Annotated in this window: 14 protein-coding genes; 11 read left to right on the forward strand and 3 right to left on the reverse strand. The window is 63.6% G+C overall.

Going from position 1 to position 14,711, the window contains the following annotated elements:
* Positions 1–48: 48 nt before the first annotated feature.
* Genes FJ986_RS05420 through FJ986_RS05430 form a run of 3 tightly spaced genes read right to left on the reverse strand, consistent with a single transcriptional unit; the run spans position 49 to position 2,734 of the window.
* Complete coding sequence (locus FJ986_RS05420) at positions 49–1,158, reverse strand: mannonate dehydratase (protein WP_140673601.1); 1,110 nt, start codon at positions 1,156–1,158, stop codon at positions 49–51.
* A gap of 6 nt (positions 1,159–1,164) precedes the next feature.
* Positions 1,165–1,950 carry an SDR family oxidoreductase gene (locus tag FJ986_RS05425; protein ID WP_140673603.1) on the reverse strand — a complete coding sequence of 262 codons (786 nt, stop codon included), beginning with the start codon at positions 1,948–1,950 and terminating at the stop codon, positions 1,165–1,167.
* Positions 1,943–2,734: an FCD domain-containing protein gene (locus tag FJ986_RS05430; protein WP_246681772.1), complete on the reverse strand. Its 792-nt coding sequence runs from the start codon at positions 2,732–2,734 to the stop codon at positions 1,943–1,945. The genes FJ986_RS05425 and FJ986_RS05430 overlap by 8 nt, the downstream gene beginning before the upstream one ends.
* Before the next feature lie 134 nt (positions 2,735–2,868).
* Here FJ986_RS05430 and uxuA point away from each other — a divergent pair, with 134 nt between their 5' ends.
* The 11 genes from uxuA (at position 2,869) to FJ986_RS05485 (ending at position 14,698) form a co-directional block, all read left to right on the forward strand.
* Positions 2,869–4,053 carry a mannonate dehydratase gene (uxuA, locus tag FJ986_RS05435; protein ID WP_140673605.1) on the forward strand — a complete coding sequence of 395 codons (1,185 nt, stop codon included), beginning with the start codon at positions 2,869–2,871 and terminating at the stop codon, positions 4,051–4,053.
* Between the two features lie 129 nt (positions 4,054–4,182).
* A complete protein-coding gene (locus tag FJ986_RS05440; RefSeq protein ID WP_140673607.1) occupies positions 4,183–5,331 on the forward strand; it encodes an extracellular solute-binding protein in 1,149 nt (382 codons plus the stop codon).
* Positions 5,331–6,182 (forward strand): IclR family transcriptional regulator, encoded by an 852-nt coding sequence (locus FJ986_RS05445; RefSeq protein WP_140515233.1) that lies wholly within the window; start codon positions 5,331–5,333, stop codon positions 6,180–6,182. The genes FJ986_RS05440 and FJ986_RS05445 overlap by 1 nt, the downstream gene beginning before the upstream one ends.
* 27 nt (positions 6,183–6,209) lie before the next feature.
* A complete protein-coding gene (locus FJ986_RS05450; protein ID WP_027027652.1) occupies positions 6,210–7,241 on the forward strand; it encodes a sugar ABC transporter substrate-binding protein in 1,032 nt (343 codons plus the stop codon).
* Between the two features lie 132 nt (positions 7,242–7,373).
* Entirely contained in the window at positions 7,374–8,357 is a 984-nt protein-coding gene (locus FJ986_RS05455) for an ABC transporter permease (RefSeq protein ID WP_140673609.1), read from the forward strand.
* Entirely contained in the window at positions 8,347–9,879 is a 1,533-nt protein-coding gene (locus FJ986_RS05460) for a sugar ABC transporter ATP-binding protein (RefSeq protein WP_140515235.1), read from the forward strand. Before FJ986_RS05455 ends, FJ986_RS05460 begins: the two co-directional genes overlap by 11 nt.
* 3 nt (positions 9,880–9,882) lie before the next feature.
* Positions 9,883–10,878 carry an ABC transporter permease gene (locus tag FJ986_RS05465; RefSeq protein WP_140515236.1) on the forward strand — a complete coding sequence of 332 codons (996 nt, stop codon included), beginning with the start codon at positions 9,883–9,885 and terminating at the stop codon, positions 10,876–10,878.
* Positions 10,879–10,880: 2 nt separating this feature from the next.
* Complete coding sequence (locus FJ986_RS05470; RefSeq protein WP_140515237.1) at positions 10,881–11,666, forward strand: SDR family oxidoreductase; 786 nt, start codon at positions 10,881–10,883, stop codon at positions 11,664–11,666.
* Positions 11,667–11,688: 22 nt separating this feature from the next.
* Positions 11,689–12,894, forward strand: a complete 1,206-nt coding sequence (locus FJ986_RS05475) for a CaiB/BaiF CoA-transferase family protein (protein ID WP_140515238.1) — start codon at positions 11,689–11,691, stop codon at positions 12,892–12,894.
* 2 nt (positions 12,895–12,896) lie between these two features.
* Complete coding sequence (locus tag FJ986_RS05480; protein ID WP_140497502.1) at positions 12,897–13,685, forward strand: enoyl-CoA hydratase/isomerase family protein; 789 nt, start codon at positions 12,897–12,899, stop codon at positions 13,683–13,685.
* Entirely contained in the window at positions 13,682–14,698 is a 1,017-nt protein-coding gene (locus FJ986_RS05485; RefSeq protein ID WP_140515239.1) for a hypothetical protein, read from the forward strand. The genes FJ986_RS05480 and FJ986_RS05485 overlap by 4 nt, the downstream gene beginning before the upstream one ends.
* Positions 14,699–14,711: the final 13 nt, after the last annotated feature.

A 14,711-nucleotide genomic window follows, 5' to 3' on the forward strand; every position in this document is an offset into this window, starting at 1 on the left:
TTTTGCGGCGCCTTCGGGCTCGAAAAATGCCAGTCGTGCGTCCCCTATTCACTCCGCTGCCATGTCGGGTGCCCGGCTTCGTACCGGGCCTAGCGCGTCGGCGTTCTGCACCAGTGCGCGCATGTAGCCCAATGCGAAGGCCTTGCCGGCGTGCCATGGCGCGTCGCAGGCCATCTCAGGCGTGTGATCGGGTATCATGACGCCTTGATAATTCTCGTCGCGCAGAATGCGGACGATCTCGGCCATGTCGATGTCGCCGTCGTCGACGAAGGTTTCGTGATATTTCGGCACTTTGCCCCGCACATTGCGGAAATGGATATAGCCGATGCGGCCACGCCGCGCGAAACGGCGCACATGACTGTAGATCTCCTCGGCCTGCGGCATCTCCTGCAGCGAGCCGAGGCAGAGCTCCAGCCCGTTGGCGGGCGAGTCGACGATATCCATCAGCCGGTCATATTTCTGCGGCCGGTTGACGAGGCGCGCCGTGCCGCGCAGCGCCTCGGCGGGTGGATCGTCGGGATGCGCAGCCATCACGACACCGGCCTCTTCGGCCACCGGTACGATTTCGCGCAGGAAGACACCAAGCCGTTCCCACAGTTCTTCTTGCGAGACCCTGACAGGCGCGGCGCCGGCTCGGCCCGGCCGGTAGCGCATATTCCAGACCACTCCGTCGGGCAGCGGCAGGTCTGGATCGATGTCGGACAAATCGAGCCCCACGGACATGGCGTCGCCGCGCGCGAATGGCCCGCGCTGCCAGCCCCACACGCCCGCGATCGAGAAGTTGTAGCCTATGCAGGGAATGCCGGCCCGGCCGGCGTCACGCACCAGGCGCTTGAGGCCGTCGAGCTGCCTCGACCGATCGGGGCCGCCGAGCAGCACGTCGGACCAGAAGCGCGGCGACAGGTTTTCGATGCCGGCGATCTCCAGGCCGTTGTCGCGTACGGTTTTCACCAGTCCGGTGAAATCCTCGTAGCTCCACAATCCATCCGTCGAACAATCGCCCCAGCCATCCGTTTCGGTGCCGGCCGACAGCGAGGGATCGCGGCCGCGAAAATAGTTGGTGAGATGCGCAACGACATGCGTTGCGCCGGCCTGCCGGGCAAAACGGAAATTCTCCGGCGTCAGCGAATCGCGATAGAGGCCAAGTCCGATCTTCATGTCGCCCTACTTGACGCCGATGCCAGCGGTGAGGCCGCCATCGATCTTGTAATCAGCGCCGGTGCAGAAGCCGGCTTTCGATGAACACAGGAAAGCGATGAGCTCCGCCACTTCCTCCGGCTCGCCGATACGGCCGAGCGGATGGGCGGCGCCGAAGCGCCTGTAGGCTTCTTCGACATCGGCGTCGCTGCCATTGTGGCCGCGCGCTGCCTTCTCGAGGATTGGCGTGCGGATCGAGCCCGGGCTGACCGAATTGACCCGGATGCCGGCCGCGGCATAGTCGAGCGCCAGCGAACGCGTCAACGTGTGGATGGCGCCCTTGGTCGTGGCATAGGCTGCGACGTTCTGCTGGCAGGCGAACCCCTGCACCGAGGCGACATTGACGATGGCACCGCCGCCTCGGCGGATCATTTCGGGAATGCCGAAATGCGCGGTCAGGTAGATCGACCCGACATTGACCGTCATCGCCCGGTTCCAGGTTTCCCAGTCGGTGGTGGTCGCCGTGCCGTAGGGGTGGACCGCCGCCGAATTGACGATGATGTCGATGCCGCCGAACCTCGCGACGCCCGCTGCGACCGCGTCGCGCACCTGGTCGGAAACGGAGACATCCACCGTTTGCACCAGCGCATTCGCTCCGGCCTTGGCGAGGCTCTCCTGCATGGCGGCATTGGCCGCCCGGTCGATGCCGCAGGCGATGATCGCAGCGCCGCCTTGCGCCAGGCGACTCGCAGTGGCGAGCGCGATGCCGGTAGTGCCGGTGATCAGCGCCACCTTGTTCTCAAAATCAGGCATGATGCAAATCCTTGGAAGATGCCGGACCCGGATGCACCGGGTTTGCCGCCGACATACGGGCGTTTTCGAGGTCGTCGGGAACGAAGCGCAAGCCGAAATCGAGATGCCGGCTCATCAGGTAGCAGTAGGCAATGCGGTCGCGCGCGCGCAGCGCCGCGATGATCTCGCCATGCGCGTGGCGTGTTTCGCTCAGCACCGGCCGGATGGATTTGCCGACGGTCATGATGTGCAGGATGACCGGCGACAGGAACTGATAAGTCTGCACCAGCATGCGGTTGCCGGCGAGCTTCATCAGCGCCAGATGGAAATCGAAATCGCGTTGCGCGGCTTCCTGGACATCCTTGCTGGTCTCGATCAGGCCATTGACCTCGTCCAGGGCTTCAAGTTCGACGGCGCTGGCATTGAGGATGATGTGGTCGCCGACGCTCACTTCGATGATGCGGCGAAATCCTTGTATGTCGTGAAAGGACGTTTTCGATATGTCCATTTGCGCGGCGAAAAAATTCTGGATCGCGACATTCTGGCGATCGGCGAGCACCGCGCCGACGCGCGGCTTGGGATCGATCAGCCCATAGGTTCGGATGGTGCGCAGCGCCTCGCGTATCGTGTTGCGGCTGGCGCCGAACAGTTCGCCAAGCTCCCGTTCGGTGGGCAGCACATCGCCGATGGACATGGCGCGATTGCGGATGAGGTCGAGGATCTGCCGCACGGTCTGGTCGACGGCGGAACTGCTGATCCCGGCTTCGTCTGCCGCCTCCATCGAATCGTGGCTCGCCTGTTCCACCGCAGAACTCCTTGCTATTTGTTGGACCACCCTAGGGCTCGACCCACAGGAAATCAACTGTATGGCGACGGAAAGGTTCTGTTGACAGGCTTGTGGTCCGACAATATGGTCGCCGCCAACCCTGAGGAGGCTTCATGGAACAGTGCTGGCGCTGGTATGGTCCCGATGATCCGGTGACGCTTGAACATGTCAGGCAGGCCGGCGCCACCGGCGTTGTCTCCGCGTTGCACCAGATCTATGACGGCCGCGCCTGGCCTGAGGCCGATGTGCTCGAGCGCAAGCGGATCATCGAGGCGGCTGGCCTGAAATGGTCGGTCGTCGAGAGCATTCCGGTGCACAATTCCTTCAAGATCGGCGCGCCCGAGCGCGAGCGCTATGCCGGCTACTACCGCGACAGCATCCGGGCGCTCGCCAGGGCCGGCATCGAGACGATCTGCTACAATTTCATGCCGGTGGTGGACTGGACCCGCACCGACCTGATGTATCGCCTGCCGACAACCGGCTATGCGCTGCGCTTCGATGCGATCGATTTCGCGGCCTACGATCTTTTCGTGCTGCAGCGCAAGAACGGTGCGGCAAGCTATACGCCGGCGCGTATCGCCGAGGCCGAGAAGCGGCTGAAGATGCTGACGCCAGAGCAGATCGACCGGATCGAGCGCAACCTCATTGCCGGCCTGCCGGCGACCGAACGCAGCTATAACAGGGACAGTTTTCGCGAAGCCCTGGCTGAATACGATTCGATCGGGCCGAAGGAGTTGCGCGACAACCTCGCCTGGTTCCTGCGCGAGATCATTCCGGCGGCCGAAGAGGAGGGGGTGCGCATGTGCATCCATCCCGACGACCCGCCATTCTCGCTCTACGGCCTGCCGCGCGTGGTTTCGACGGCACAGGACGCGCGTTTCATCCTCAACGCCGTCGACAGTCCCGCCAATGGACTGACCTTCTGCACCGGCTCCTACGGCACGCGCGCCGACAACGACATCGTCGCCATGGTCAAGGAATTCGCCGACCGCATCCATTTCGTCCACCTGCGCAACATCTCCATCGAGGAGGACGGCTCGTTCTATGAAGCCGAGCATCTCGAAGGCGGCACCGACATGGCGCACGTCATCCTCGCTCTGATGCAGGAAGAAAAGCGCCGTCGCGAGCAGGGCCGGGCCGACTGGCAAATCCCGATGCGGCCGGACCATGGGCATCTGCTTGCCGACGACATCGGCAAGAAAAAGATCAACCCCGGCTATTCGCTTATCGGACGGCTCAAGGGTTTGGCTGAACTGCGCGGCATCATGCGCGCCGTGGAGCGTTTCGATCTGGCTTGAACCCTGCATCGGCCAGTCGGGAGGATGTGTGTGCTTTTTGCGCAAATGAAAACAAGTTGCGCATATGAAAAATGGTGCTAGTGTCGATGGCGAGCCGGCTATTGCCGGTGCCGGGAGGATTTGAGTGGCATGACGAAGCTGCGCGGACTGGCGTGGGATCATAGACGATGCTGGGGTCCGCTGGACGCCAGCATCGAGTCCTATTGCGCCGCGCATCCCGGCCTGGAGATCCAATGGGACCGCCGCAGCCTCTATGAATTCGGTGAGGGCGCCCTCGGTCCGGTGCTCGGCACTTACGATCTGGTCGTGTTCGACCATCCCTTCATCGGCGATATCGCCCAGGATGAACTGATGGTCCCGTTCGACGCTTATCTGTCGGCCGAACAGATCCATTTCTTCGAACGTGACTCAGTCGGGGCGTCCTGGCGCTCCTACCAGAAGAACAGCCGTCAGTGGGCGCTGCCGATCGATGCCGCCTGCCAGGTCGCCTCCTATCGGCCGGATTTGCTGGAGCGCTACGGGCCGGTGCCCAGCACGCACCAGGAAGTGCTGGAGCTTGGCCGGCGCGCGCGCAGCGACGGCAAGTGGCTCGGCCTGCCCTTCGTGCCGACCGACGCCATGTGTCTGCTTCTGACGCTTGGCCGTCCCCAGGAAGATGGCGAGCAATTCATCGCGAAGGAAATGGTCGAGCAGGCGATTGCGCAATTGCGCGAGCTTGCCGCGCTTTCGCATCCGGACTCGTCGAAATGGAATCCGATCCGCTGCTACGACCACATGATCGCGCATGACGACGTTGTCTACGTGCCGTTCGCCTTCGGCTATGTGAATTACGCCTCGAAACCCGACAGGCCCCATTTGCGCTTCGCCGACGTGCCCACCCCGCAAGCCGCCGGCGCCTTGCTCGGCGGTGCCGGCATCGGCGTCAGCGCCCACTCGAAGCACAAGCAGGCCGCGATCGACTACGCACTGTTCCTGTGCTCGCCCGAATACCAGCGCGGCGACTATGTGAAGTCTGGCGGACAACCGGGTTCGCTGGCTGCCTGGAAGGATGCCGGGGTCAATGGTCTTTCCGGCGATTTCTTCGGCTCGACGCTGCGGACGATCGCCTCGTCCTATCTGCGTCCGACCCATCCGGGCTTCATCGCCTTCTTCCGCGAATGCGCGCCGCATGCCGCCGCAGCCATAGCCGGTGACATGTCGGCGACCGAACTCGCAGGCCACGTCAACAGCCTCTACCGCGAAACCAGGCAAGTCCAGCCGGAACGGAGCGTCGCCTGATGGCCGCCAGCGTTGCCGAGACGCTCGACGAGGGCGAAAGCGGCCGCAACGGCTATCGCGTGCCGGCGGTGGAGAAGGCGCTCGACGTTCTGGAATTCATGGCCTCCAGCGCCGAAACGCTGACCCAGACCGAGATCGCGACCGGCCTCGGCCGCTCCATTCACGAGATCTACCGCATCCTGCTTCTGCTGGAGAAACGGGGCTATATCTTTCGCACGCAATCGGACCGTTTCCGGCTGTCGCTGAAGCTGTTCGAACTGGCGCACATGCATCCGCCGGTAAACCGGCTGGTGGAATGCGCTCTGCCGGTGATGCGCGAATTGACCGCCAATGCCGACCAGAGCTGCCATCTCGTGGTGCGCGAGGGCCAGAACGCACTGGTGGTTTTGCAGATCGATTCGCCGCTGCCGATGCGCTACTCGGTAGCACTCGGGTCGCATTTCCCGATCCTCGAAACAAGTTCGGGTGCCGTGCTGCTCGCCCATTCGAACCGGGCCGAGCGCGACCGCATCGTCGAGCGCATCGTGGCCGCCGGTGAGGGCCAGGGCACGCGGGCCGAAATCGAGGCGCGGCTGAACGAGGTCGCCAGGCTCGGCTACGAGATGCGCGCTTCCTTGGCCGTTGCGGCCTGCACCAACATCTCCATGCCTGTGCACGATCACACCGGTGCCGTCATCGCCGCGCTAACCGTGCCGCTGCTGCCGCAGAAGGCGGCGCGGTTCGACAGCGAAACCGTCTTCGAACGCACCCGCGCCGCCGCCGAGAAGATATCGGCGGCACTCGGCTGGGGCGAAGCCACCAACTCCTTACGTGCCGACCCGGAACGGCGGGACTATCCGTTCAGCGACTAACAAAAGCGATAAATCTGGGAGAAGAAAATGCTCTGGTCCAAGTCAATCCTGTTTGCGTCCGCCGCCGTGCTGGCGCTCGGCGCCGCCGCCGCGCATGCCGAGAACATGCCCAAGCGCATCGGCTACGTCACCAACTACGCCACCCATGAGTGGTATCAGAACGTCATCAAGGGCATGAAGGCTCACGGTAAGGAACTCGGCATCGAGGTCGAGGTGCAGGATGCCAATCTCGACATAGCCAAGCAGGTCGCCGCGGCCGAAGACTTCATCGCCAAGGGCGTCGACGTGCTGATCATCACCCCGGTGAACGAAGAAGGCGTGGTGCCGCTGCTGCGCCAGGCCAAGGCCGCCAACGTGCCGGTCGTGCTGGAAGGCAATCCGGTCAAGGGCATGACCACCATGGTCGCCATCTGCGACTACGACACCGGCTATTTCTCCGGCGTCGAGGCCGGCAAATACGCGAAGGAAAAGCTCGGCGGCGTTGCCAAGGTGATGAATGTAGGCCTGCCGCTGCTTTCCGCCACCGTGCTGCGCTCGCACGGCTTCATGGACGGGCTGAAGACCATCATCCCCGATGCGGTCATGGTCCACGATCTCGACGGCGGCGGCAATCCGGACCGCGCTCTCGAAGTGTCCTCCGCGGCACTGGCCAAGAACGCCGATATCAACATCATCTACGGCATCAATGATTCGTCTTCGTTGGGTGGCCTGCAGGCCTGGAAAGCGGCGGGCAAGTCGCAGGATGGCCTGTTGACGGTCGGCACGGGCGGCGAAGGGCTTGCCTTCATCAACGCGATGCAGAACGAGCCTTCCTACCGCATCGAAGCCGCGATGTTCCCCGAGAAGGAAGGCTTTACCGCCATCGATGCCGCGGTGAAGCTTTTCAACAATGAGGAAGTGCCGGAGCACATCGTCAGCCCGACCGCGCCGATGAACGGCGACGATTGGAAGAAGTTCTATGACTATGACGGCACCACCCGCACCATCAAATGGGATGCCGTCAACGCGCTGCAGCCGCCGGCAAAGTGCATGAAGACCTCCGCCGACCTGAAGAAATAAGGCCGGCGGATATCGCCCTTCCCGTGTTGCGGGAAGGGCAGGCGGCCAGGACCTTTCGGTGGCCAAGACAAATGCCGGGTTCGACACGACAGGTTCCAGAGGGACCAGGCAAACGGCCGGGAATGGACTGAAATGAGCGAGCTTACACAGGCCTCCGCGTCGAAGCGTTTCATCGGCGGCAACCTTCTGGGCAGCAGCCAGCTCGTGCTGGGCGCAATCCTGGCCGTGCTGTGCATCGCCATCTCGATCGCGGCGCCGCAATTCTATTCGGAGGCCAACATCATCGCCATCCTGCGCCAATGCGCTCTGGTGCTGATCGTCGCCTCGGGCATGACCATGCTCATCATCACCGCCGAGGTCGACTTGTCGGTCGGCGCGTCGCTCGCCTTCGTCGGCTGCATCGGCATGGCAGTGCTCAATTCCACCCATAGTCTTACGCTCGGCATGCTGGCGGCGCTCGCCTTTGCCGGCGGGGTCGGCCTGTTCAACGGGCTGGTCGTCACCAGGCTCAGGGTGAATTCGCTGATCGCCACCATCGGCACGATGATGATGCTGCAGGGCGGCGTCTATCTGTTCACGCGCGAGGCGGTGCAGAACCACAACCAATTGGCAAGCTTCACCGATCTCGGCGCCGGTTATGTCGGCCCCGTGCCGGTTCCCGTCATCCTGGCGGCGCTGATCTTCGTGGTTGCCTATGTGACGCTGCGCTTCACCACGCTCGGCCGCTACCTCTACGCGGTCGGCGCCAATGAAAAGGCGGTGCGCCTGTCAGGCATTCGCTCGGAACGGCTCAAGCTGTTGGCCTTCGTCGTCACCGGCCTGTGCGTCGGTGTTGCCGGCATGATCCTGTCGTCGCTGATGAATGCCGGCCAGCCGACCGCCGGCCGTGGCTTCGAGCTGACGGTGATTGCCGCCGTCATCGTCGGCGGCACCAGCCTGCTTGGTGGCCGTGGTTCGCTGTTCGGTACCTTGCTTGGCGTTCTGGTGCTGAAGGTGATCGACAACGGCATCATCATCCTCGGCTGGAACCAGGATTTGCAGATGGTGGTGCCGGGCATCGTCATCATCCTGGCAACCTATCTCGACATCATCCGGAACAGAGCCAATGTCCGTTGATTTCCTGCATCCTGGCGAAGGCGCGGCCATCGATACCGATGTGCCGGCGCTGGAATTGCGCGGCATCGGCAAGCGCTTTCCCGGCGTCGTGGCGCTCGACAATGTCGACTTCACCCTGGAGCCCGGCAAGATCCATGCGCTGATGGGCGAGAACGGCGCCGGCAAGTCGACGCTGATCAAGATCATGGCCGGCGTCTACGGCAAGGATGCCGGCTCCATCCGCATGCACGGACGCGAGGTCGACATCAAGTCGCCGCGCGACAGCTTGAAGCAAGGCATCAAGGTCGTGTTCCAGGAGATCGCGCTGATCTCCGAATTCACCGTTGCCGAGAACATCTTCCTGGAAGGCTATCCGACCGGCAGAAGCGGCTCCATCGACTGGAAGAAGATCCGCGCCGATTCAGCCGCGCTCTTCGACCGCATCGGCTTCAACGTCGATCCGGCGGCGCGAACCGGCTCGTTGCCGGTCAGCCAGCAGCAAATGGTCGAGATCGCCCGCGCGCTCGCTCATGAAGCCCGCGTGGTGGTGATGGACGAGCCGACATCCTCGCTGACGCCGAACGAGGTTTCGCTGCTGTTCACCGTCATCCGCCGGCTTGCCGACCTCGGCATCGCGGTGGTCTATGTCAGCCATAAGCTCGACGAAGTGTTCGAGATCGCCGACACGGTGACGGTGCTGCGCGACGGGCGCCACATCTCGACCAAGCCGATCCGCGAGCACACCAACGACACGCTGATCCAGGACATGATCGGCCGGCGCATCGAAAATCTGTTTCCCCGCAAGCGTGGCGCACCGGCTAGCAAGGTAGCCCTGTCAGTGGACAAGCTCAGCACGGCGAAGAAGCTCAACGGCGTGTCCTTCGAGGCGCGCGCCGGCGAGGTGCTCGGCTTCTTCGGGCTGATGGGCGCCGGTCGCACCGAACTCGCCAAGGCGATCGTCGGTTACGATCCGATCACTTCGGGCACGATCACCGTCGACGGCCAGCGCCTCTCGCCGCACGATACGCGCACCGGCGTCAGGTTAGGTATCGGTCTGCTCACCGAGGATCGCAAGAGCGAAGGGCTGATGGGCGAGCTGCCTGTCTACCAGAATGCCAGCCTCGCCTCGCTCGGCGCCTTCGCCCGCATGGGCTTCGTCGATAAGGCCAGGGAACACAAAGCGGTGCAGGATTACGTCGACCGCTTCCGCATCAAGACGCCCAGCCTGTTCCAAGAGGTGAAGAACCTGTCTGGCGGCAACCAGCAGAAGGTGCTGATCTCGCGCTGGCTGATGCGCGGCCTCAAGGTCATCGTCGTCGACGAGCCGACCCGCGGCATCGATGTCGGCGCCAAGTCGGAGATATTCGCCCTGATCGACCGGCTCGCCGGCGAAGGCTTGGCTGTCGTCATGATGACGTCGGAGATGCCGGAACTGCTCGGTCTTGCCGACCGGGTCGCGGTGATGTGCGAAGGCCGCCTGACCGCGATCATGCCGCGCGACGAAGCCACGCAGGAGAAGATCCTCAATGCGGCGATCGGATAAGACATGAGCGTTGTGAATACAGTCTCCGCGAAAGCCCGGCCGTCCATGCTGGCGCGGCTCTTTGCCCGGCAGGAATTGGCGCTGCTGGTCTGCCTCGTGCTGGTGCTGGCTTTCTTCTCCGTTACCGTCGAGAATTTCTTCTCCGTGCGCAACATGACCAATGTGCTCGGCCAGGCCTCGCTCGCGCTCACCGCCGGCATTGGCTGCGCCATCGTCTTCATTTCCGGCGAGGTCGATATTTCGATCGGATCGCTGCTGGCGACCATTGCACTGCCGCTGATCATCATCATGAACGACACCAATTCGCTGCTGCTCGGCGTCGGCGGCGCGCTGTTGTTCGGGCTGATCATCGGTGTCGTCAACGGCTATCTCACCGCCTATGCCGGCATCAACTCGCTGATCGTGACGCTGGGCACGATGTTCATCATGCGCGGCGGCGTCTATCTCTACACTGGTCAGCGGGCGATCCCTGACGATGCCAGCCTCGACAGCTTCATCGCGCTGTCGGATGGCCGCCTGTTCAACGTCATCCCCTATTCGGCCGTCATCGCCATCGTCCTGCTCGCCGCCTTCGCCTACATGATGCAGCACCGGCCGTTCGGACGGCAAATCTATGCCGTCGGCGGCAATCAGGAAGTGGCCCGTCTTGCAGGCTACGACGTGCGGCGGGTCAAGTTCATCTGCTTCATCATCAGCGCGCTGCTGGCGACGGTCGCCGGCATCATCCTGGCCGCGCGGGTCGGCTCGGCACAGCATACGGCGGGGCTCAATTTCGAATTCCAGGTGGTTGCCGCCACCGTGCTCGGCGGGGTCAGTCTTGCCGGCGGCATCGGCAGCCTGACCGGCATGGCGCTGGGCGTGCTGATCCTGCAATTCCTGTCCAACGGCCTGCGCGGGCTTGGCCTGCCGACCGAGTGGCAGCTGGTCATCACCGGCATGATCATCATTGCCGCGGTCGCCCTTGATGAAGCGAAACGCCGGCGTGCGAATGGAGGCTGAAGATGGCTCGTCTTGAAGCAAAAATCGCCGTCATCACTGGTGCGGCCGACGGGATCGGCCACGCGATCACGCAAGCGATGGCGCGCGAAGGGGCGCATGTCTTCCTGGGCGACATCGCCGACAGCGCTGGTGAGGATTTCGCGGCCGCACTTCGCGCCGCCGGCCACCGCGCCGACTATCTGCATTGCGACGTTTCGCAGGAGGCCGACATTTCAGGCCTCATCGACAGTGCCGTCAAAAAGACGGGACGCCTCGACATCCTCGTCAACAACGCGGCCATTGCCATTGGCGGCATGCCGGTGCACGAGATGACCGACGAGCAGTGGCACCGGCTGATAGCAGTCAACCTGACCAGCGTGTTTCGCGCCTGTAAATACGCGCTGCCGCACATGATCGCGCAGAAATCGGGCTCGATCATCAACATGGCCTCCGCGCAAGGCCACATCGGGCTTGATGGCTGGACCGCCTATGCCGGCGCCAAGGGCGCGGTCATGGCGATGACACGCCAGATGGCGGTTGAATTCGGGCCGCTGAACATCCGCGTCAATTCGATCTCGCCGGGCACCATCAACACGCCGATGAACGACAAACTCATCAAGGAGATCGGCGGCAATCTTGCCAAGGCCTGGGTCAAGATGCATCCGCTCGGCCGTATCGGCGAGCCTTCGGAAGTGGCCGAGGCCGCCGTCTATCTTGCCTCCGATGCCGCCGGCTTCACCACCGGCACCGACCTGCGCGTCGATGGCGGGCTGACGGCGGCGCCGCGCTACGTTCCCGAACTGCTTTGAAAATTTTGAAACGAGACATGACATGAACAAGGCCCTCGAAGGCGTCCGCATCCTCGATTTCAGCCATCTGCTGCAGGGGCCGTTCGCTACCCAGCTGCTCGGCGACATGGGCGCCGATGTCATCAAGATCGAGCGCGCCGGCGCCGGCGACATGTTCCGTGGCATGACCTTTTTCGCCAAGTGGGTCGGCGGTTCGGAGAGCCCGAACTTCCTCGCCTGGAACCGCAACAAGCGTTCGATCGCGCTCAACCTGAAGAGCCGCAAGGTGCATGCCATCATCATGGAGATGGCGAAAAGCGCCGACGTGGTGGTGCAGAACTTCCGCCCAGGCGTGCTGGCCAAGCTCGGCTATGGTTATGAGGATTTCAAGACCGTCAATCCGCGCATCATCTATTGCTCGGGCTCGGGCTATGGCGAGGAAGGGCCTTATGTCGAGCGCCCCGGCCAGGACATGCTGATCCAGGGGCTCGCAGGGCTGATCGCCAACACCGGCCGCGGCGATCAAGCCCCGGTTCCCGCCGGCGCCGGCCTCGCCGACCAGATCGGCGCCATGAACATGGTCTACGGCATCCTGTCGGCGCTCTATTATCGCGAGAAGACCGGCAAGGGCCAGAAGATCGAGGTCAACCTGCTGGCCGGCCTCTTGGCGCACCTCAACCAGGAATATGTCGCGGTGCTCAACCTTGGTGAGGACTTCGTGCGGCCGAATTCCGGGATCGGCCATCCCGGCATGCAGGCGCCGTTTGGCATCTACGAGACCAGCGACGGCGGCTACGTGTCGATCGCCATGAGCCCGTTCAAGACGCTCTACGAGGTGCTGGAGGCGCCGCAGCTTGCCGTCTACGACGATCTCAAGACTTTGTTCGACAAGCGCGATGAAGTCTTCGAGAAGGTGAATGCCGAGACCAGGAAATTCGCCACGCAGGATTTGTTGGCGCGGCTGCTGGCAGCCGATATCTGGTGCGCCGAGGTGAAGGATATCCGCCGCGCCGCTGAGGACCCGCAGGTCAAGCACATGGGCATGATCACCAGCTACGACCATCCGCGCGGCGGCAAGGTGCAGGTGGTCGCCCCGGCGGTCAAGATGAGCGAGACGCCCGCGACCATAGAACGGCCGGCGCCGCTGGTCGGCCAGCACGGCCGCGAGATCCTGGCCGAGTTCGGCCTCTCCAAGGACGAGATCGCCGCATTGGAGGCGTCCGGTGACATGACCGTGGACGCCGCCTGACGATGCGCGCCTACCAGACACTCACGGTCGAAACCGCGGGCCGGGTCGCGATCGTCACCTTCCGCCGCGCCGATCAGCTCAACGCCATGAACCGGCTGATGCAAGGCGAGATCACTGAAACCTTCGAGTCGCTATCCGGCGATGCAAGCATCGGGGCGATCGTGGTGACAGGGGAAGGGCGCGGCTTCATGGCCGGCGCCGACATCAAGGAATACGCCGCCCAGACCGGACCGGAATTCGACATTTTCCAGGCTGCCGGCATGCGCATGTACGCGGCCATCGAGAACAACCGCAAACCGGTGATCGCGGCGGTCAACGGCTTCGCGCTGGGCGGCGGCATGGAGCTGGTGCTGTGCTGCGACCTCGTCATCGCCAACCAATTCGCCAAGCTCGGCCTGCCGGAAATCAAGCTCGGGCTGATCCCCGGCGGCGGCGGCACGCAACGCAGCGTGGCCAAGCTCGGCCGCAACCGCGCCAATTTCCTGCTGATGACCGGCGCCATCGTCCCGGCCTCGGAATTCGTCGCTGCCGGTCTGGTCAACGAGATCGTCGAGGTCGACCGGCTGATGCCGCGCGCGCTGGAACTGGCCGAAATGATCGCCGCCGAGCCTGCTGCCGCAATCGAGGGACTGAAGGCGCTGACGGCGCATGCCGTGTCCGGCGATCTGGACGATGGGCTCACCATGGAGCGCGACATATTGGGTGAGCTCTATCGCAGCGAGATCGGCCAGCAGCGCGTCAAGGAGTTCGCCGAGCGGAGCACGACAAAGGCAAAGAAGGGCGGGCCGTGAACGCGGGCGACGATTATCGCGGATTGGGCTGGGCGCATGGCGCGCTGACTGTCCAGCGGCTTGGCGCGATGCTGGCGCCGGTTACGTTCATTCTGGAGGACGGTCGGCAGGTTTCGCCGATGAACATTGCGCCGTGGTCGAACGAGCCGCAGGCGCAAGCGCTGCCAGGCATCCTGCGCAAGCTGCGCGGCGAATGGCCCTGCGTGCCGTTCGGCTATTCGGTGCCTGCCGAGGGATGGCCCGAGGACTGGGCTCGGGTGATGGGCTCGCCGGAGGAGGGCGAGGAAGCCCATGGCCATAGCTCCAACCATGACTGGCAATGGCGCGAGAGCGCCAAAGGATCGTTGTCACTGACACTCGCCTATCCAGCCGGAAGCCCGGTCGGGCGTGTCGAGCGGACGGTGACGCCCGATCCGTCGATGCCAGCCGTCGACGTTGAATTCAAGATCGTCGTTCGCCATGCCTGCCGATTGCCGATCGGCTTGCATCCGGTGTTCCGGCTGCCAGCGGAGATCGGCGCCGCCGCGCTGGAACTTGGTTCCTTCGATCACGGTCGCACCTATCCACACGATGTCGAAACTGGCGCTGAACTGTTCGCCCGGAACGCGTCCTTCACTGACTTGTCGAGCGTACCGGCCCGCGCGGGCGGCATGGCTGATGCTTCGCGACCGCCGCTGGTGGCCGACACGGAGGAATTGTTGCAGATCGAGGGCCTGGATGGCACGGTGGCGCTCGCCAATCATGCGGACGGGTACCGCGTGAAACTTTCCTGGCAGAAGGAGCATTTCCCGAGCCTTTTGCTCTGGTACTCCAATCGTGGCCGCAAAGCAGCACCCTGGAACGGGCGCCATGTCGCCATCGGCATCGAGCCGATCTGCTCGCCCTTCGGGCTCGGCCCGGCGACAGCGTTGGCCGACAATCCGATCGCGCAATCCGGCATTGCGACGGCGCAGGAATTCTCGCCTGAAAAACAGTTCGTGACCCGCTATCGCATCGAGGCATCCGCGCTGTGACGAACCGTGCCGC

This window comes from Mesorhizobium sp. B1-1-1 (assembly GCF_006442955.1).
Taxonomy (GTDB): Bacteria; Pseudomonadota; Alphaproteobacteria; order Rhizobiales; family Rhizobiaceae; genus Mesorhizobium.